The sequence below is a fragment of the Marinomonas arctica genome, assembly GCF_003259225.1.
Taxonomy (GTDB): domain Bacteria; phylum Pseudomonadota; class Gammaproteobacteria; order Pseudomonadales; family Marinomonadaceae; genus Marinomonas; species Marinomonas arctica.
Genome location: NZ_QHJF01000040.1, coordinates 16795 through 35751 on the forward strand (window position 1 = coordinate 16795; position 18957 = coordinate 35751).

The 18957-nt window shown below is 43.2% G+C and carries 18 protein-coding genes, 7 tRNA genes, 1 rRNA gene and 1 pseudogene; 15 read left to right on the forward strand and 12 right to left on the reverse strand.

The window, feature by feature from the left end; translation table 11 throughout:
• Window positions 1-50 precede the first annotated feature (50 nt).
• From DK187_RS19400 to DK187_RS19450, 12 genes are all read left to right on the forward strand, one after another.
• Window positions 51-998, forward strand: a complete 948-nt coding sequence (locus DK187_RS19400) for a ribose-phosphate diphosphokinase (RefSeq protein ID WP_111608965.1) — start codon at window positions 51-53, stop codon at window positions 996-998.
• Window positions 999-1067: 69 nt separating this feature from the next.
• Window positions 1068-1646 (forward strand): 50S ribosomal protein L25/general stress protein Ctc, encoded by a 579-nt coding sequence (locus tag DK187_RS19405; RefSeq protein WP_111608966.1) that lies wholly within the window; start codon window positions 1068-1070, stop codon window positions 1644-1646.
• A 19-nt stretch (window positions 1647-1665) separates the two neighbouring features.
• Entirely contained in the window at window positions 1666-2250 is a 585-nt protein-coding gene (gene pth / locus DK187_RS19410) for an aminoacyl-tRNA hydrolase (protein WP_111608967.1), read from the forward strand.
• Between the two features lie 25 nt (window positions 2251-2275).
• Window positions 2276-3367: a redox-regulated ATPase YchF gene (gene ychF, locus DK187_RS19415; RefSeq protein ID WP_111608968.1), complete on the forward strand. Its 1092-nt coding sequence runs from the start codon at window positions 2276-2278 to the stop codon at window positions 3365-3367.
• A 114-nt stretch (window positions 3368-3481) separates the two neighbouring features.
• A tRNA-Gln gene (locus tag DK187_RS19420) sits at window positions 3482-3556 on the forward strand.
• Between the two features lie 10 nt (window positions 3557-3566).
• Window positions 3567-3643: transfer RNA gene (locus DK187_RS19425), tRNA-Met, on the forward strand.
• A 13-nt stretch (window positions 3644-3656) separates the two neighbouring features.
• Window positions 3657-3731, forward strand: a tRNA-Gln gene (locus tag DK187_RS19430).
• 31 nt (window positions 3732-3762) lie between these two features.
• Window positions 3763-3839, forward strand: a tRNA-Met gene (locus DK187_RS19435).
• Window positions 3840-3852: 13 nt separating this feature from the next.
• A tRNA-Gln gene (locus DK187_RS19440) sits at window positions 3853-3927 on the forward strand.
• A 31-nt stretch (window positions 3928-3958) separates the two neighbouring features.
• Window positions 3959-4035 (forward strand) — tRNA-OTHER (locus DK187_RS21165).
• Window positions 4036-4048: 13 nt separating this feature from the next.
• Window positions 4049-4123 (forward strand) — tRNA-Gln (locus DK187_RS19445).
• Window positions 4124-4242: 119 nt separating this feature from the next.
• Window positions 4243-4824 carry a TIGR04219 family outer membrane beta-barrel protein gene (locus tag DK187_RS19450; RefSeq protein ID WP_111608969.1) on the forward strand — a complete coding sequence of 194 codons (582 nt, stop codon included), beginning with the start codon at window positions 4243-4245 and terminating at the stop codon, window positions 4822-4824.
• Window positions 4825-4922: 98 nt separating this feature from the next.
• On the opposite strand, the gene clpB is transcribed toward DK187_RS19450, so the two are convergent.
• From clpB to rluD, 3 genes are all read right to left on the reverse strand, one after another.
• Window positions 4923-7505, reverse strand: a complete 2583-nt coding sequence (gene clpB, locus DK187_RS19455; RefSeq protein ID WP_111608970.1) for an ATP-dependent chaperone ClpB — start codon at window positions 7503-7505, stop codon at window positions 4923-4925.
• Window positions 7506-7620: 115 nt separating this feature from the next.
• Window positions 7621-8367, reverse strand: a complete 747-nt coding sequence (gene pgeF, locus DK187_RS19460) for a peptidoglycan editing factor PgeF (RefSeq protein ID WP_111608982.1) — start codon at window positions 8365-8367, stop codon at window positions 7621-7623.
• Between the two features lie 85 nt (window positions 8368-8452).
• The gene (gene rluD / locus DK187_RS19465; protein ID WP_111608971.1) at window positions 8453-9436 is read right to left on the reverse strand and encodes a 23S rRNA pseudouridine(1911/1915/1917) synthase RluD; all 984 of its coding nucleotides are present in this window, start codon (window positions 9434-9436) and stop codon (window positions 8453-8455) included.
• A gap of 160 nt (window positions 9437-9596) precedes the next feature.
• Here rluD and DK187_RS19470 point away from each other — a divergent pair, with 160 nt between their 5' ends.
• Window positions 9597-10439: an outer membrane protein assembly factor BamD gene (locus DK187_RS19470; RefSeq protein ID WP_111608972.1), complete on the forward strand. Its 843-nt coding sequence runs from the start codon at window positions 9597-9599 to the stop codon at window positions 10437-10439.
• Window positions 10440-10449: 10 nt separating this feature from the next.
• Here the strand turns inward: DK187_RS19470 and DK187_RS21430 are convergent, their stop codons facing one another.
• The 3 genes and pseudogenes from DK187_RS21430 to DK187_RS19480 all read right to left on the reverse strand — a co-directional run bounded on the left by DK187_RS21430 (window position 10450) and on the right by DK187_RS19480 (window position 11434).
• A complete protein-coding gene (locus DK187_RS21430) occupies window positions 10450-10824 on the reverse strand; it encodes a glutathione S-transferase C-terminal domain-containing protein (protein WP_223232394.1) in 375 nt (124 codons plus the stop codon).
• 78 nt (window positions 10825-10902) lie between these two features.
• Window positions 10903-11100 (reverse strand): annotated as a pseudogene (locus DK187_RS21435) (glutathione S-transferase N-terminal domain-containing protein); the annotation flags it as partial.
• A gap of 121 nt (window positions 11101-11221) precedes the next feature.
• A complete protein-coding gene (locus DK187_RS19480) occupies window positions 11222-11434 on the reverse strand; it encodes a cold-shock protein (protein ID WP_111608974.1) in 213 nt (70 codons plus the stop codon).
• A gap of 439 nt (window positions 11435-11873) precedes the next feature.
• Here DK187_RS19480 and DK187_RS19490 point away from each other — a divergent pair, with 439 nt between their 5' ends.
• Window positions 11874-13085, forward strand: a complete 1212-nt coding sequence (locus DK187_RS19490) for an ammonium transporter (RefSeq protein ID WP_111608976.1) — start codon at window positions 11874-11876, stop codon at window positions 13083-13085.
• 130 nt (window positions 13086-13215) lie between these two features.
• Entirely contained in the window at window positions 13216-13674 is a 459-nt protein-coding gene (locus DK187_RS19495; RefSeq protein WP_111608977.1) for a DTW domain-containing protein, read from the forward strand.
• On the opposite strand, the gene DK187_RS19500 is transcribed toward DK187_RS19495, so the two are convergent.
• From DK187_RS19500 to rrf, 6 genes are all read right to left on the reverse strand, one after another.
• A complete protein-coding gene (locus tag DK187_RS19500; RefSeq protein ID WP_111608978.1) occupies window positions 13664-14371 on the reverse strand; it encodes a fumarylacetoacetate hydrolase family protein in 708 nt (235 codons plus the stop codon). The genes DK187_RS19495 and DK187_RS19500 overlap by 11 nt on opposite strands.
• Window positions 14372-14400: 29 nt before the next feature.
• Entirely contained in the window at window positions 14401-15039 is a 639-nt protein-coding gene (locus tag DK187_RS19505) for a cupin domain-containing protein (protein ID WP_111608979.1), read from the reverse strand.
• Window positions 15040-15299: 260 nt separating this feature from the next.
• Entirely contained in the window at window positions 15300-16226 is a 927-nt protein-coding gene (locus DK187_RS19510) for a porin (RefSeq protein WP_111608980.1), read from the reverse strand.
• A gap of 404 nt (window positions 16227-16630) precedes the next feature.
• Window positions 16631-17176 (reverse strand): DUF2058 domain-containing protein, encoded by a 546-nt coding sequence (locus tag DK187_RS19515; protein WP_111608981.1) that lies wholly within the window; start codon window positions 17174-17176, stop codon window positions 16631-16633.
• A 141-nt stretch (window positions 17177-17317) separates the two neighbouring features.
• Window positions 17318-17527 (reverse strand): cold-shock protein, encoded by a 210-nt coding sequence (locus tag DK187_RS19520; RefSeq protein ID WP_024024079.1) that lies wholly within the window; start codon window positions 17525-17527, stop codon window positions 17318-17320.
• Between the two features lie 1096 nt (window positions 17528-18623).
• Window positions 18624-18738 (reverse strand): 5S ribosomal RNA (gene rrf / locus DK187_RS19525).
• Window positions 18739-18957 lie beyond the last annotated feature (219 nt).

Consider the following 18957-nt stretch of genomic DNA (forward strand, 5'->3'; position numbering starts at 1 on the left):
TTTCTTGGCTAATCAATAGTCATCGCTATAAAATACAAAGGGTATATACAGTGTCCAAGTTGATGGTTTTTACCGGTAATGCAAACCCTGAACTCGCTCGCAGAGTGGTACGCCGCCTAGGGCTCCCTATCGGCAACGCAACCGTAGGTAAGTTCAGCGATGGAGAGATTACGGTCGAGATCAATGAGAATGTTCGCGGTAAAGACGTTTTCATTATCCAATCTACCTGTGCACCAAGTAACGACAACTTAATGGAACTCATTGTCATGGCCGATGCGCTGCGTCGTGCATCTGCTACTCGTGTGACCGCTGTTATTCCATATTTTGGCTACGCTCGACAAGACCGCCGTGTGCGCTCTGCTCGCGTACCTATTACAGCAAAAGTGGTTGCCGACATGATTTCTGCTGTAGGCATCAATCGTGTGTTAACGGTGGATCTACACGCAGACCAAATCCAAGGATTTTTCGATATCCCTGTTGATAACGTCTATGCCACACCTTTGCTACTTGACGATTTGCAGCGTCAAGGCCACGAAAACATCACGGTGGTTTCTCCTGATGTGGGTGGTGTTGTTCGTGCTCGCGCTTTTGCAAAATTACTAGATGATGCGGACTTAGCCATCATTGACAAGCGTCGCCCTCGCGCTAACGAAGCCCAAATCATGCACTTAATCGGTGACGTAGCAGGCAAAACATGCGTTTTAGTGGATGACATGTGCGATACCGGTGGAACATTGTGTGCCGCCGCAAAAGCCCTTAAAGAACACGGTGCGGCTAAAGTGCTTGCTTACTGCACTCACCCAGTACTGTCTGGCAAAGCCATTGAAAACATCAGAAATTCCGTGCTTGATGAGTTGGTCGTGACTGATACCATCCCATTGACACAAGAGGCGCTTAACTGCCCTCAAATACGCCAGTTGTCGATGTCTGACATTATGGCGGAGGCTGTTCGTCGCGTATGCAACGAAGAGTCTATCAGTGCCATGTTTGGGGCCTAAACCAAACACTAACGCTCGGAACGGGTCGCATTTCTGGGCACAAACTTTATTAATTATTAGGAAAATACCATGTCATTATCTATTAATGCCGCAGCACGTACTCAAGAAGGTAAAGGTGCGAGCCGCCGCCTTCGTAACGAAGGCCTAGTGCCAGCTGTTATTTATGGCGGTGATACTGCTCCAGTATCTATCTCTTTCAAAGACAACGAGCTACTGAAAGCCGTTGCTACTCCTGGCTTCTTGACTGGCCTAGTTGAAGTAACTGTTGAAGGTAAAACGGAACAAGTTCTTGTGAAAGCACTACAACGCCACCCATCAAGCGGCGCCGTAATGCACATGGACCTTCAGCGCGCTCAAGCTGACAAAGTGATCACTACTCGCGTTCCTTTAAGCTTCATCAATGCAGCACAAAGTGAAGGCGTTAAGAGCCAAGGTGGTCGTTTGACTATCGAATCTAAATTGGCTGAAGTACGTTGCCTACCAGCAAATCTTCCTGAAGTATTGGTTGTTGACGTGATCAAAGGCCAACTTGATCAAATTTTCCACTTGTCTGATGTTATCCTTCCAGAAGGCGTAGAGCTTGTATCTTTGCTTAAAGGCGAAGATCACGACCAACCTATCGCTCGTATCGGTAAGTCTAAACGTTAAGATCATTGAAGGCAGTATTGTGGCAGGTTTCAGATTATTAGTCGGCTTGGGAAATCCAGGCAGCGAGTACGAAAATACTCGCCACAATGCAGGCGCTCAGTGGATTGAAGCATTGGCTCGTCAGAGCCAATGCGCTCTTCGCGTAGAAAAAAAGTTTTTTGGCCAATTTGGCAAAGTTTATATAGCTGGTGAAGAGTGCTATCTGCTGATTCCCACCACCTATATGAATTTAAGCGGTAAAGCGGTTCAGGCCGTGTGTCAATTCTATAAAATCCCTCCTGAAGAAATCCTTGTTATTCACGATGAACTTGATATTCCCCCGGGCACAGTTAAATTAAAGCAAGGTGGTGGACATGGTGGGCACAACGGACTAAAAGATATTATTGCAAAGCTGGCAAACAATAGAGAATTTGGCCGCCTAAGAATAGGCATAGGGCACCCAGGCCATGCAAGCCAAGTCGCCAATTACGTGTTAAAGAAAGCGGCGCCAGACGACTATGCAAAAATAGAACAAACAATCGACGAATCATTACGTTATGTTGATGACATTGTATGCGGCAAGTTAAACGCCGTCATGAATCAGCTTCATAGCTTCAAAGCATAACCATTTAATTATTAGGAATCTCACTATGGGTTTTAATTGCGGCATCGTTGGGCTACCTAACGTTGGTAAATCGACTCTATTTAATGCATTAACCAAAGCAGGCATTGGTGCAGAAAACTTCCCCTTCTGTACTATAGAGCCAAATGCGGGTGTGGTTGCCATGCCAGACCCACGCCTAGACGCTTTAGCTGCCATAGTGAAACCAGAGCGTGTATTGGCAACAACGATGGAGTTTGTTGACATTGCAGGCTTAGTTGAAGGGGCGTCAAAAGGCGAAGGTCTTGGCAATAAATTTCTTGCCAACATTCGTGAAACCGATGCCATTGCTCATGTTGTTCGCTGTTTTGAAGACGACAATGTTATTCACGTTTCAAACCATGTTAACCCAAAGCTAGACATTGAAGTCATCAACCTTGAATTGATTTTTGCTGACATCGAGTCGATCGACAAACAACTTTTCCGTACTGCCAAAAATGCGAAAAGTGGCAACAAAGATGCCATCGCCCACAAAGCGTTCCTTGAACGCATCAAAGAACATTTAGAAAATGGCTTACCCGTTCGCGCTCTGGAAATGTCAGATGAAGAGAAAAAAGAAGTTCGTTCACTTCATCTTTTAACCACAAAACCAACCATGTACATCGCCAACGTAGCAGAAGATGGCTTTGAAAATAACCCGCATCTAGACCAAGTACGCGCCATTGCTGAAGCAGAAGGCGCCATGGTCGTCCCTATCTGTAACCAGCTTGAAGCAGAAATTTCTGAGCTAGACGCGGAAGAGATGCAAGAATTCCTAGATGAAATGGGCATGGAAGAGCCTGGTCTGGATCGAGTCATTCGTGCAGGTTATGAATTACTAGGCCTTCAGACCTACTTTACAGCAGGCGTTAAAGAAGTCCGTGCTTGGACCATCAAAAAAGGCGCAACAGGCCCACAGGCTGCAGGTGTGATCCACACAGACTTTGAAAAAGGTTTCATCCGTGCGGAAGTAATCAGTTACAATGATTTCATTCAATATAAGGGTGAAAGCGGTGCCAAAGAAGCTGGAAAATGGCGCTTAGAAGGGAAAGATTACGTCGTAAAAGACGGCGATGTGATGCATTTCCGCTTTAATGTTTAAGAGATAATCAAACATTTTAAGAAAAAGACTTGACCCATTAACAAGTTATATGAATAATATCGCGCCACAGAGGCAGTCGATCATTTTATGTAAACTGTTTTTTTGTTAGTCTGTTGGGGTATCGCCAAGCGGTAAGGCAACGGGTTTTGATCCCGTCATGCGTTGGTTCGAATCCAGCTACCCCAGCCATCAAACAAATGGCTATATAGCTCAGTTGGTTAGAGCACATCACTCATAATGATGGGGTCACTAGTTCGAATCTAGTTATAGCCACCATAATTCGACATGTTGGGGTATCGCCAAGCGGTAAGGCAACGGGTTTTGATCCCGTCATGCGTTGGTTCGAATCCAGCTACCCCAGCCATCGATGCTTTTTAGCAAAAATATATATGCAAGGCTATATAGCTCAGTTGGTTAGAGCACATCACTCATAATGATGGGGTCACTAGTTCGAATCTAGTTATAGCCACCATAATTCGACATATTGGGGTATCGCCAAGCGGTAAGGCAACGGGTTTTGATCCCGTCATGCGTTGGTTCGAATCCAGCTACCCCAGCCATCGATGCTTTTTAGCAAAAATATATATGCAAGGCTATATAGCTCAGTTGGAAGCAATTGGGCCTTCATAATGATGGGGTCACTAGTTCGAATCTAGTTATAGCCACCATAATTCGACATATTGGGGTATCGCCAAGCGGTAAGGCAACGGGTTTTGATCCCGTCATGCGTTGGTTCGAATCCAGCTACCCCAGCCATCTACTGTAAATATTCTACACATTACTCCATATCTTCTCCTTATTTCATTGGTTTTTGTCTCTCTTCAACTTATAATCAGACAAAATTTACTCTACTTGATGATATATGGACGCTAATTATGAAATCAGCTCTTTTACTTTCGACCGCTTTGCTCGCAAGCGCTGCCCATGCAGACGTACTAGGATTAACTGCTGAAGCCGGAACCTATGCGTCAAATAGCGGGAAAAATGACGTCGACTTAAACTCCTATTTTGGTATTGCAATCGAGCACCCAATCCCTCTTATTCCAAATATTCGCTTACAACATCAGTCGATTGAAGACAAAAACGAAAACGACTTATCCTATGATGATTACACTCTTTATTACGAATTACTGGATGGGCTGACGCTATTAAATCTGGACGCTGGTGCAACATTTAGAAAGATTGACCATGCAAACTCATCCATTGATGGCACTTATCCACTATTATATGTTTCTGCTTTTTTAGATATTCCAGGGACTGCTTTATCCGTTGGTGGCGAATTTAAGTCTGGCGGTGGCAGTGATGCCGACATTACCGATACGACATTCAAAGTAAAATTCCAACCTCTAGTATTTGCTGGGTTAGAGTTGGGTTACAGAACAGTAAAAGAAGACTTTAAGTCTGCAGGTATGATTGAACCAAAAGGCGTATTCATTGGCGCTTTCGTCGATTTCTAAACCTTAGATGATTTGCAATAAAAAGCCCGCTGATGTAAACATTCAATCAGCGGGCTTTTTTACATTAATAACAGTAAATTGATGCATTCAAGCTATCATTAATTGGCCTTTAAAAAAACAAACCTTCCTTCAAAGACATCAGCCATAATGCGGTCTCCAGTCACAAAATGCCCTGCTAACAATTCATTTGCCAAAGGGTTTTCAACCCATCTCTGTATCGCGCGTTTTAATGGGCGAGCTCCATAGATCGGATCGTAGCCCACTTCAACCAATTGATCTGCTGCGACCTCTGTTAGCACTAAAGACATGCCCATCTCTGCCAATCGCTCATTCAAATGAGAAAGTTGAACCGTTGCAATGCCTTTAATTTGCGATTTCATCAACGGATGAAACACCACGGCCTCATCAATTCGGTTGATAAACTCTGGCCGAAAATGCATGCCAACCACTTCCATTACTTTGGCTTTAATCTCTTCATATTGATCCGCTGATTGATACTCTTGAATCAAATCCGAAGCCAAATTAGAGGTCATAACAATGACGGTATTTTTAAAGTCTACCGTGCGCCCCTGACCATCCGTTAAACGACCATCGTCTAATACTTGGAGAAGAATATTAAACACATCAGGATGTGCCTTTTCCACCTCATCAAGCAGCAGAACGGAGTAAGGTCGACGCCTAACCGCTTCCGTTAGATAACCACCTTCCTCATACCCAACATAACCCGGTGGCGCCCCAATCAAACGAGCAACAGAGTGCTTCTCCATAAACTCCGACATATCGATACGCACCATTGCCTGCTCGGTATCAAACAAAAACCTCGCCAAAGACTTACAAAGTTCTGTTTTACCAACGCCTGTGGGGCCTAGGAAAAGAAAAGAGCCGTTTGGTCTATTCGGGTCTGCTAAGCCTGATCGGGAACGGCGAACCGCGTTAGAGACCGCTGAGACGGCTTCATTCTGCCCCATGACCGATTCATGGAGTGCGTCTTCCATTCGTAATAACTTGTCTCGCTCTCCCTCCAACATCTTATCAACAGGGATCCCAGTCCATCGAGAAACCACGGTTGCGATTTCTTCTTCCGTAACGCGTCGTTTCAATAGACGCGTCGCGGTATTTTCTTCTGCTTGACTGGCTTTCTCTATTTCTGTCTCCAGCATAGGAATCACACCGTATTGCAACTCAGACATTTTCGCCAAATTGCCACTACGACGCGCCTCTTCCATTTCATGGCGAACCGCTTCTAAATCCTCTTTAAGCTTTTGCGCACCTTGAACCGCTGCTTTTTCGGCATTCCAGATTTCTTCTAGGTCAGAAAACTGCTTTTGCAGAGTGTTTATTTCACTGTCCAATTCATCCAATCTTAGTTTGGATGCCTTGTCTTTTTCTTTCTTCAGCGCTTCTTTTTCAATTTTCAATTGAATCAAACGACGCTCTAGACGATCCATATCTTCAGGCTTTGAATCCATCTCCATACGAATACGGCTAGCGGCTTCATCAATCAAATCGATCGCTTTGTCTGGTAATTGACGGTCGGTAATGTAGCGCTGAGACAGCTTGGCGGCAGCAATAATGGCCGAATCGGTAATATCGACACCGTGATGAACTTCGTAACGCTCCTTCAAACCACGCAAAATAGCGACAGAATCCAGTACGCTAGGCTCTTCCACCAGCACTTTTTGAAAGCGGCGCTCCAACGCAGCATCTTTTTCAATGTATTGACGATATTCATTGAGTGTTGTCGCACCCACACAATGTAATTCACCACGTGCAAGGGCTGGCTTGAGCATATTGCCAGCGTCCATAGAACCTTCTGATTTGCCGGCGCCAACCATGGTATGAATTTCATCAATAAATAAAATCACTTGACCTTCTTGCTTAGAAAGCTCATTCAGCAAAGCCTTTAGACGCTCTTCAAACTCTCCACGATACTTCGCCCCAGCAATTAAAGCGCCCATATCAAGTGATAATACCCGCTTGTTTTTTAGCCCTTCAGGCACTTCACCATTAATAATTCGTTGAGCGAGCCCTTCTACAATGGCGGTTTTTCCCACCCCAGGTTCACCAATCAAAACGGGGTTATTCTTACGGCGACGCTGTAAAACCTGAATTGTTCGACGTATTTCATCGTCTCTACCAATCACAGGGTCAAGTTTACCTTGTGCCGCTCTTGCAGTGAGATCAACCGTATATTTATCCAATGCCTGGCGACTTTCTTCAGCATTTGGGTCATTCACAGATTCTCCGCCGCGCACCTGATCAATCACGGTAGCAATATCGGCTTTTGTAACCCCTGTCGTTTTAAGTGCCTTTGCTAAGTCATCCTTACCGTCAAACATCGCCATCAAAACCAATTCGGAAGAAATATATTGGTCTTTGCGCTTTTGCGCTTCTTTATCGGCCAAGTTTAGCAAACGGCCTAACTCTGGTGACATTTGCACGTTGCCATCATGATCTTTGACCGTCGCCAGCTTAGTCAAAAGATGATTTAAACCCTCACGAAACTTAGCAACCTGAACCCCCGCTTGCTGCAAAATCGGTCGAGTACTGCCGCCTTGCTGATCGAGCAACGCCATCATTAAATGCAATGACTCGATATAAGAATGATCGTGGCCAAGCGCGATAGATTGCGCATCAGAAAGAGCAAGTTGTAATTTACTGGTTAAACGATCGATTCGCATAGGAACCTCCTGACCAAAAATAATAAAACAAAGACACTTCCCACTTAATAAGTGCGCTTAGTCACTTTTCAATAGACGGGTGTCATTTTTTTGACACTGGTCAATAAAACCTACTTTATTTATTCTCTAGCCAGATAACAGACGCCATACGTCCTGTTTTTCCGTCACGGCGATACGAATAAAAGCGATCCTTGTCAGTCAAGGTACAATACTGACCACCAGAGATCTCAACCACGCCTTTGGCTATTAGTCGCTGCCTTGCAAGCAGGTATAAGTTACCAAGCCATTTGCCTTTCTCTGTCGCCACAAAGGCCAATTGCGCCTCTTGCTGTTCAGCAATAAATGCCTCACGAACATCATCACCCACTTCAAACGCATCAGGACCAATGGCAGGCCCCAACCACACTAAGACGTTTTCAGGCTCATCAAACTGCTCTAAGGTTGCCTCTAAAATGCCCGCGCATAAACCGCGCCAGCCAGCATGGGCAACCGCTACTTTTGTACCCGCTTTATCACAAAAAAAGACAGGCAAGCAATCTGCCGTTAAAACCGCACACACCTGATTCAGTTGCTCAGACACCGCGGCATCACCACTGTCAGGCAAATCACGACAAGGCAAGCACACAACATCAGTGCCGTGAATTTGATTGAGCCATTGAACAGACTGGGGCATGCCGATGGCATTCGCAAACAAACGACGATTTTCGGCCACATGATTCATGTCGTCACCAACATGGGCCCCGAGGTTAAGCTCATTAAATGGGTGTTCACTCACACCACCCAAGCGAGTCGACACATAAGCCCGTACCGAAGGAGGCGCAGGCCAATTTGGACAAATGAAAGAATCACTATGAGACACCATAAAAATCTCCAAAACCGCTTTGTTTAAAACCATTATCTTTTAAATAAAAAGGCAGCCGAAGCTGCCTTTTTTTAGTCGTATCGCTTTAAAAATACTCAGAATCGTTACTACCGGACTCCACCGTGTCTTTTCGAAGCGCATCCAACAGTTTTTTCATATCATCGGGCAAATCAATTTCCCATTCCATCCATTTCCCGGTAATAGGATGAGCAAGCTCGAGTTTTTTGGCATGCAGCGCCTGACGACGAAAGTGTCTCAACTCGTCTTGTAATTCTGGGGAACAAGCCTTTGGCATTTTTAGACGACCACCGTATTGAGGATCACCGACCAATGGATACTGAATAAATGCCATGTGCACACGAATTTGGTGCGTACGACCCGTTTCCAACTTCAAGCGAATATGCGTATGGTTTTTAAAGCGTTCCACCAAGCGGTAATGGGTTACAGCTTCTTTACCATTAACAGGCTCAACCGCTTGTTTTTGGCGATTGTGTGGGTGACGGCCGATAGGCTGATCAACAACGCCACCACCGGTCATCACGCCAATCGAAACGGCTTCATATTCACGTCCCATGCTGCGTTCTTGCAGCTGCATAACCAAATCGGTCTGTGCTGCCAACGTTTTAGCCACGACCATCAACCCTGTGGTTTCTTTATCTAAGCGATGCACAATCCCCGCGCGAGGCAGGTGAGCTGTTTCAGGCGCATGGTGAAGGATCGCATTCATCAAGGTACCATCGCGATTGCCCACCGCTGGATGCACAACCAATCCGGCAGGCTTGTTGATGATCATAATGTCGTCATCTTCATAAACGACGTCTAGCGCCATTTCTTGCGCTTCATGCTCTTCTTGAGCTTCGATCACTATGTCCAATGACACCAACTCACCACCAAACAATTTTTCTTTCGGTTTAGTCAGTTTGCCATCAACCGTTAAGGCACCTTCTTTAATCCAGCTCTGAATTCGTGAGCGAGAATAGTCACTAAACAGCTCTGTTGCGATCTGATCAAATCGATTACCACCCAAATCGAACGGAACTTGGGCTTCTTTTACTATGCGCTCTGCCATACAATGTACTTTAATCTGTTGTTTTCAGCTCATTAAATTTATCATAGAGTCTGAAAGTGAAAAAACGTGTAGCGCCTTGCACTTCATCATCTTTCGCAATTTAACGCTACAAAATGCCGATTGAGGCTAATCTACTACCATATCAAGGTTTTGATTATACATGGGATTTCATCACTCGTTGCTCCGATTCTCTGGAATAGTTGGTTTTTCTTTATTAATTGTGGCTTGTTCAAGTAAACAAGTACAAGAGCCAGACCTGCCTGAACGCGTTTATTATGATAAAGCGCAGCAGGCACTGAAAGAAAACTTACCATCCACTGCAATAAAACACCTCAAAGACTTAGATTCACGCTATCCATTTGGCGAATTCAGCACACGCGCAGAATTAGACCTTATTTATGCCCAAATGGAAGCAAGCGACTTCATTGCGGCTCACGCGGCAGCTGAACGCTTTATCAAAAACCACCCGGAACATGATTCGGTTGATTACGCTTACTACATGCGTGCCCTATCTACTTACAAGGGGGCAGAGAGTTTAATGTCTCGCTACTTAAACTTAGACCCCAGTGAAAGAGACTCGAAAGAACTGTCTAAGGCCTTCAACGAATTAGCGGATTTTACTTCTCGTTTTCCAAACAGCGCCTATGCACCAGATGGTAAAGCGCGCATGTACTATTTACGTGAAATGGTCGCTCGTCATGAATTGCAAGTGGCTCGCTATTACCTAAAAAGGAAAGCACCGCTTTCTGCACTTCGTCGCAGCCAAGAGGTCATTCAAAATTACCCAAGCTCACAGTCTATAGAAGAGGCTCTAGCAATCAGTGTTCAGTCTTATAACGACTTGGAAAAAATCGATCTAGCTGATACTAATTTTTCCGTGTTAAAACAGAACTTCCCTAACTCTTCCTATATTGGTAAGCAAGGTCAGTTCGTTCCAATACAACAACCTAGTGATGCTGATCCTAGCTTCTTATACTGGGTAACCTTTGGCTTGATAGAGTAAAGCCTACGGTTTAAGCGGGGAAAGGCACTTCCGCCTGCCCCGCTTCCCAAGCCACATATTTGGTCATCACAACAGATTGAAACAAAGCAGAATTGACAAATCGAGCCAGCCAGACTTTTACATTATTATAGTGAGAAGACTCAAACCAACTTTGGTTTACGGCCACAAACTGACGAACAAATGGAAAAATCATAATGTCAGGCAAGGTTTCGCTCTCCCCAAACAAAAAACGTCGCTTTTTTAAACGATTTTCTAGTCTTTGTAAGAACACCTCCCCTTTAGAGCGGTAATACACTTCCGAAAAATCGGGATATCTATCTGCGTATTTATAACGATCAAGCCAATATTTAAAAAAATGATCATTATAAGCGATCCACGCCTTCATGTTATTTCTTTGCTTTATTTCTGATGGCCACACCTGCTGGGATCTATTTTTTATACTGGACTTCGAAAGCGCCCAGAAAATAATATCGGAACTCTCCGCATATCTCGCGCCATCAACATCAATCAACTGAGGAACGGTAGATCGACCGCCTAGTGATAAGAGTGCGTCGGGTTTTGCTTTTAAAACCACCTCTCGCAGATAAACAGACACCTTTAAGAAAGCAAGTGTATACCTAGCCCTGATAGCATAAGGACAACGCCGAAACGAGTACAACACAGGTAACAAAACATTCTCCTACTAATGAAAAACAATGGGCATAAAAAAACCATGCTCATCATTAACATCTTACCTAAAATAAGCGGTTAAACGCATGGTTTTTAGTCAATTAAAGCACCAGTTACACTGGTGTGACATTCTCAGCTTGAGGACCTTTCTGACCTTGAGTCACTTCAAACGTCACTTTCTGACCTTCTTGTAGAGTACGACGACCATTACCATTTATAGAACGAAAATGAACAAAAACATCAGGACCGCCTTCACGAGCAATGAAACCAAATCCTTTTTCGTCATTAAACCATTTAACAATACCTGATACTAATTGACCTGACATAACAACCTCATTTTATTTTTCGCTGCTCTTAATGAACAGTCTTTTAACCACGCTTAAATAAGCGAGGACTTAACGTTAAGTATATTAATTCGCGTTAGCACAAAAAACACACTTCTAAATATAATATGTCTTAGAAAGTAAAATAGAAAGCAGATGGAAAGCAAGTATTGTTAAAAAAAGTAATATTTTCTCCATAGATAACCATAATCAATGACGATCTCTCTTGAAACAATATAACACCCACCTAAACACCAAAATGGTGCACCAATACATAAAAATAAAATAAAGCACCAAAAAAAAGCAACAGTGGAACATTTATTGCTAGAAACAGGAATAAACGGATTTTTGACAAAGAAAACACGTAAAAGAGCCCAATTGCAGGGCAAAAAAACAAACAAACAAAACCATTTTGGTGCAGAAAAGCCATTAGGAGCAATCCGTGACACCCTCAAATAGTGCAGTAGAAATGCTAGTATCTAGCTCAAACACCCTCTTCATCTTACTCGGAGCTATCATGGTATTTGCCATGCACGCTGGGTTTGCTTTTTTAGAAGTCGGTACCGTTCGCCATAAAAACCAAGTCAACGCCTTAGTCAAAATAATGACTGATTTCGCCATATCAGCCCTTGTTTATTTTTTTATCGGCTATCAAATAGCCTATGGGGTTAACTTCTTTGATAGCGCCGCAGTGCTGTCTCAGGAACACGGTTACAGTCTCGTGAAGTTTTTCTTTTTAATGACTTTTGCAGCCGCCATCCCCGCCATCATATCTGGTGGTGTAGCTGAACGAGCGAAATTTTATCCCATGCTAGTCTCTGCCGCTGTGATTGTTGGTGTCGCCTACCCTCTCTTTGAAGGCATGGTTTGGAATGGTAATTATGGAATACAGGGCTGGCTAGAAACACAATATGGCGCACCTTTTCATGATTTTGCCGGGTCTGTTGTTGTCCATGCATTTGGAGGCTGGGTCGCTTTAACTGCTATTTTATTACTGGGCACTCGAAAAGGACGCTTTAGAAATGGCAAACTTGTCGCCTTTGCACCATCAAACATACCCTTTTTAGCATTAGGAGCTTGGATCTTATGCATAGGCTGGTTTGGCTTTAACGTCATGTCAGCTCAGACATTAGAAGGCATCAGTGGCCTAGTCGCGGTGAACTCTTTAATGGCAATGGTGGGAGGCATCATCGCGGCGATGCTATTTGGAAAAAATGACCCTGGTTTCATACACAACGGCCCACTAGCAGGTTTGGTCGCTATCTGCGCAGGCTCCGACATCATGCACCCCATTGGCGCCTTGGCAACAGGAGCCATTGCTGGGATGATCTTCACTGTCTTGTTTACCGTTATTCAGCAGAAATTTAAGCACACTGACGATGTGCTTGGCGTTTGGCCACTTCATGGCGTCTGTGGAGCCTGGGGAGGCATCGCTGCCGGCATCTTTGGTTCCGAAGCACTTGGCGGGCTGGGTGGCGTTAGTCTTGCCTCGCAGCTCATAGGAAGCCTAGGGGGTATTCTCGTTGCAATACTGAGTGGCTTCATCGTATACGGAACCGTAAAAGCCGTGAGTGGTTTAAGACTAAGTGAGGAAGATGAGTTTAACGGAGCGGATTTAGCCATTCATAAAATAGGCTCTATTGGTAAAGAATAACCATCTACTATTCAAAAAAGCCTGACGCCATCCTACAACATTGGTGTTGGGCTTTTTTATTTTTAGTTCATGTCACTAGCAGTATAATAACCAAAACATACGCACTCACTTAATTGAAGTTGAAATAAACATGAAGATTTGGCTACTGACACACAGTGAAGAACTAAAAAAACCATCTGGAACAGGTAAAATAGTAAAAGAGACGATAGAAAGCGAGTGCGAAATAATTGTGTGGTCCAGAGTGGATCCAAGCACGGCAGTATTAGCACTCTCGCCTGCTAACACCGTATTGGTATATCCATGTAAAAATGAGCAACAGACATCTTTAACTGATCTAACACCCACAGTCGACAACATCATTATTATTGACGGTACTTGGCAACAAGCTAAGAAAATATACAACCAATCGCCTTACCTAAAAGCATTCGCACATTACGAAATTAAAGGCATCAAATCTTTGTACCAAAAGCGTCGTAATCAAAAAGATATAGGCTTATGTACTGCTGAAGTAGCCATTCACTTGTTAACCGAATACAAACACCCAGCAGCATCAAGCCTCTTAGAGAAATTTACCGAATTTAACCAGTAATACTTACTCGGATTTCTCCCAAATGTGCAACCCAAGCCTGCATGATGTCACCCACAACAACAGCGCCAACATTCTCAGGGGTGCCTGTCATAATTAAATCACCTGGACGTAATTCGAAGACCTCAGATATTTTGCAAATCACTTCTTCTATAGACCAAGTTAAATTAGAAATGTGACTAATTTGTTTTGTATCGCCATTTACTTTTAAGCCAATTTCCGCTGTTGATATATCAGCAGTAAGCTGAGCATTTTTTAAAGAAATGGGACCTATCGGAGCGGACTCATCAAAAGATTTACCTATCTCCCATGGACGACTTTTCTTCTTGGCTTGCGTTTGCAAATCACGACGAGTCATGTCTAACCCGACGGCATAACCCAAAATGGCATCATTCGCTTGCTGCATCGTTAAATGACGACCACCTTTACCGATAGCAACAACTAACTCAACTTCATATTCAAACTGTGACGTGGCCATCGGGTAAGAGATAGGCGTAACATTTGAATAAGTAACAGGCACGACACACGACGCATCCTTCATAAAAAAGAAAGGTGGATCTCTTTCGGGATCGTCTCCCATTTCTTTAGAATGCTCCGCATAATTACGACCAACACAAAACACTCGGCCGACAGGAAATAACTGATTATTGTCTACTACAGGTAAAAATACTCGCTTTTGTTCGGGTACAATATGCTTCACAGAAACCCCAATATACAGCTTAATAAAGACTAAAAATGCCCTGACTTAATCCAAATAAAACAATCGGATTCGACACGCCAATGACTCAGTAAAAAATTAGGCTCTCGCAACCATCCCTCTGAGGAGATTAACAAACCGTCGTAATTAGCTTGGCCCGATATCATAAATAACTCAACCGAATCAGATAAGTCTAATTCACTTAACAGATTCTCACTATTCTGAATACGAACAAGCCAAACCCGCTCATTACCAAATTGATAAAGAGGGAATATTTCAGACGCTGTAGAAGACCAAATCTTAGGCGTACTAATGTACACCTGATTAAGATCGGAAGTTTGAAACTGATGTAACTTCACCAACAAAAGACAACCATCAACACTGTGTGGAGCATGGCTACTACCTGGTGGATTACGAAAGTAACTACCGGCTTTAAAATCGCCTTTTTCATCAGAAAAAACCCCTTTCAGGACAAGGATTTCTTCTCCTAGAGGATGTGGATGAGGACGAAAAACTGAACCAGCATCGTAGCGGACTAAGCTAGTCGCATGACCACGTTCAGCCTCTTCTCTGGCTAATGGCTTTCTATGAACACCAGACATAGGACTGGCAACCCAATCGACCTTATCTGTTTCAATGAATACCGTTTGAGCAAAGTTCATGTTAAGCATGGTTAACCGCCACCAAATAATTGAAAAATAAGTGTAACGGTTTGGTCAAATAACAATCAAGTTTTTCGTAAATTCATTACGCAACAAGTACAAAGCAAAAAAAAGCACCGGGTGCTGCCACCTGGTGCCAAAAATGTTCCAACAATCCGCCTACAAGAGAGATATATGGAACCTTGAATGATCGTACTTAACATAAGGCTCCCACCTTATTGGGAGTAGGGAGGAGCCTTAGAGTAAATAAAATCGTCTATAAGAGGATCTTAGAAACCGTAGTAAACACCAACCGCTGTTTGGTCATCTTCTGCAGAAGTGAATTGACCTACTTCAGCGAAAACATAAACATTTGACGCTAGGTTGTAAGTCACGCCTGCAGCGTATTCATTGAAGTCATCAGAACCAGCGGCTTCAGGATCAACATTTTGATAAGAAGCGTAAAGATCGCCAGCACCATAACCGTAACGACCTGCTAGACCAAGAATATCACGAGTATCTTCAGTTGTTTCGTATTTAGCCGTGACAGACAAGTTTTCCAAAGGAGTCACTGTGATAGCTAGACCCGTAGTCGCTTCCGCATCAGCAGTATTGTCACGAGTGTCATAACCCAATGCAGCAGACACGATACCAGTAGAATACTTAACAACCATCATAGAAGAAGATTTGTCATAGTTAGCATTCGTAGCTTGGCCTTCGCTTGCGTCGCCTTTCACTTGCACTGCCGCTTGTACTTCAAAACCGTTTATTGAAGGAGAGAAGTAAGCAATGGTATCGCCTTCAGTTGTTTTAGCCGCATTTGTAGCACTAAAGTTCTCAAATTGATCTACTGCATCTTGAATCGCATTGTTGTAGATGGTGTCGAATGAACCAATTTGCACTTTACCAAAGTTACCTTGCAAGCCAACAAAAGCTTGGTCTAGATCTGCTTTACCGTTGTCATCAGCGCCAGATTTTTGGTCAGCATCAAATTCTAATTCGTACTTGAAAAAAGCAGTCAAATCATCATTGATTTTAGTCTCGCCTTTCAAGCCAATAGTAGAACCGTTATCTTCAAAGTTGCCGCCAGCATCTTTGTCAACGTAAGCATATTGGATGTTACCGTAAACATCTACTGTAGAGCCTTCAGCAGCATAAGCAGAGACAGACGCAAGAGCTGCACTTGATACAGCAATAGCAATAATCGATTTTTTCATTCTCGTTTCCCTTTTAAATGTTTGTACGCTTTTTCTTGTAGGCGCTTGATATGTGCAAGCAACAGTCAAACAATCTAAACTTTCCACAGAAATTGACAACCTAGTGCAAGCTAATTGCATCAAGTATCCGCTATACGTGCTTTTTTTGTGAAACATTACATATAAAAAGGATTTACTATCGTTTTTTTGAACAAAGAAAATAAAAAAACTAATAAATAACAACACCTTATGAAAATGTCGTGGGTTAAATGTGCACTTATAAAAACACACTGGCACATTGATTCGAAAATTTTTCGTCAATAAAGGAGGGATAACTCGTTTTAAGAGAAAATTAAGAAGAATAAGAAGCGAAAAAATAAAGACAAAGAGGGCTAAAAAACCCTCTTAGAGGAAGAAAAATGCTTTTACCACATCAAATCATCGGGTATTTTAAAATCGGCATAGGGGTCGTCATCAACACTTTCAACACGATTATTACAAACAAGTACGTAAGAAGCATCACGCTCATTAATCTTGACAGCCACAGGCTCAGGCACAATTTCGTACTGCTGATCCAGCTTAACAATAGCCAAACGGCCTCTACTTAAATCGTCATGCATGGTTTGGCTAATATATATCTGCTTTACTTTTTTACTGTCAGTGAAATGGTAGGTAATGTCACCGTCTTCTTTTCGGATACGGTTTTGCTCTATCATCTGTCTAATCTGACCTTGAACTGCCTTATGCTCAGCAAGTTTTTGACGCTCTAAATTTAATGCCCTATCCTTCTCTGCTTTCTCAAGTCTTTGTTGCTTTAGAGACTCCTGTCGCTCAGTATCGTCAGTGGCAAGCATCTTGCCTTTTTTAATTTTTTGCTTCTGCTGAAGCGTCTCAGCTTTTAGCTTTTTAACTTTCTTTTTATCAACGAGCCCAACACCCAATAACTGCTCTTGCAATGACTTAACAGCCATAAAACGTCACCTCACGTTTCTAAAATCAATAGTTCAAATCAATACTGTACTTAAAAAGTCCAGCCTACAAAAACAAAAAAAGCGACTTAGAAGTCGCTTTTTAGCATTCGCACTGCTGAGTATAATCTCAGCAACGTTACCTTATAAAGGTGTAACGTTTTGAGCTTCTGGGCCTTTTTTGCCTTGAGCTACTTGGAATTCAACTTTTTGGCCTTCAGCCAAAGTTTTGAAACCAGAAGTGTTGATTGCAGAGAAATGAACGAAAACATCAGGACCAGAATCCTGAGTGATGAAACCGAAACCTTTAGTTTCGTTGAAAAATTTTACTGTACCAGTTACTACGTCAGACATGTCTGTTTATCCTGTAGGTTAAGTTAATTTATACGCAAGCGTTAATCGCTTACGTTATAGTGCTAAAAAAACTCGGTATTACTTATGACTTAACAGGACCGAACATACATGACGTAATATTCGCAACTCTGGACATAAATATTGCCAACTCTTTTAAACGAAACTGATTGTAGTCCGCTTTGAGTCGCTGGGTCAATCAAGTTTTGAACAATTTTTAATAAAACCGCACATTAAAAATAATTACTTCCCAGAAGAAACATCTATCTCATTGTATTTTATAGCTTTATCATCATAAAACGATGAAAAATAAATATTACTTAATATCTAACTTCTTACAACAACATCTAAAGAAGCACCTAAATAAAAGGCAATCGACTGCACCAATAACACCCTTATATTTTATCTGATGCCACAACTTACAGTATCTTCACGCAAGATTAGCTGAAAACAGCTACCGATCTTTCGAGAAATGGCAGAGGCTGCTGATCTTAGTATTAGGTGTTGGACGTGTGAAAGGGACACAAGCCAAGACCTACTGAACCTGAACCTGAACCTGAACCAAACTGTAGGTCGGCGGCTTTCAGGCCGATACAGAGCATTTAGCCTTTACAACCCCTTTGACGCGCTAAAGCACGACCTACAAAACCAATCACGTGTAGGTCGGCCTTCAGGCCGTAAAAAAGCATTCAGCCTTTGCAAACCCTCTGACGCGCTAAAGCACGACCTACAAAACCAATCACGTGTAGGTCGGCCTTCAGGCCGTCAAAAAGCAATTGGGCCTTTGCAACCCCTCTGACGCGCTAAAGCACGACCTACAAAACCAATCACGTGTAGGTCGGCCTTCAGGCCGTCAAAAAGCAATTGGGCCTTTGCAACCCCTCTGACGCGCTAAAGCACGACCTACAAAACCAATCACGTGTAGGTCGGCCTTCAGGCCGTCAAAAAGCAATTGGGCCTTTGCAACCCCTCTGACGCGCTAAAGCACGACCTACAAAACCAATCACGTGTAGGTCGGCCTTCAGGCCGTCAAAAGGCCTTTCCTTGAGGCAAAAAAAAGCCCCAACAGCGTTAGCTATCAGGGCTTCTTAAATATAAAGCTTGACGACGACCTACTCTCACATGGGATCTCCCACACTACCATCGGCGATGGCGCTTTTCACTTCTGAGTTCGGGATGGGATCAGGTGGTTCAACGCCTCTATGATCGTCAAGCAATTCTGTTGCGTTTGTTTTGAGTGGCACTCTGTTGTGCTGCTTGCCTTTTACAGCTAGCTTGTCTCAAAACACGCGAAGACGTGCTTGGATCTTTAACAATTCTTTTTTGAAATAGCGATAACCAAGTATCAAACCGATGCGCATCATGACTGATGCTTTATCGTAATCTGTGTCTTTTGTGTGTCAAAACCACTTTGGTGTTATATGGTCAAGCCT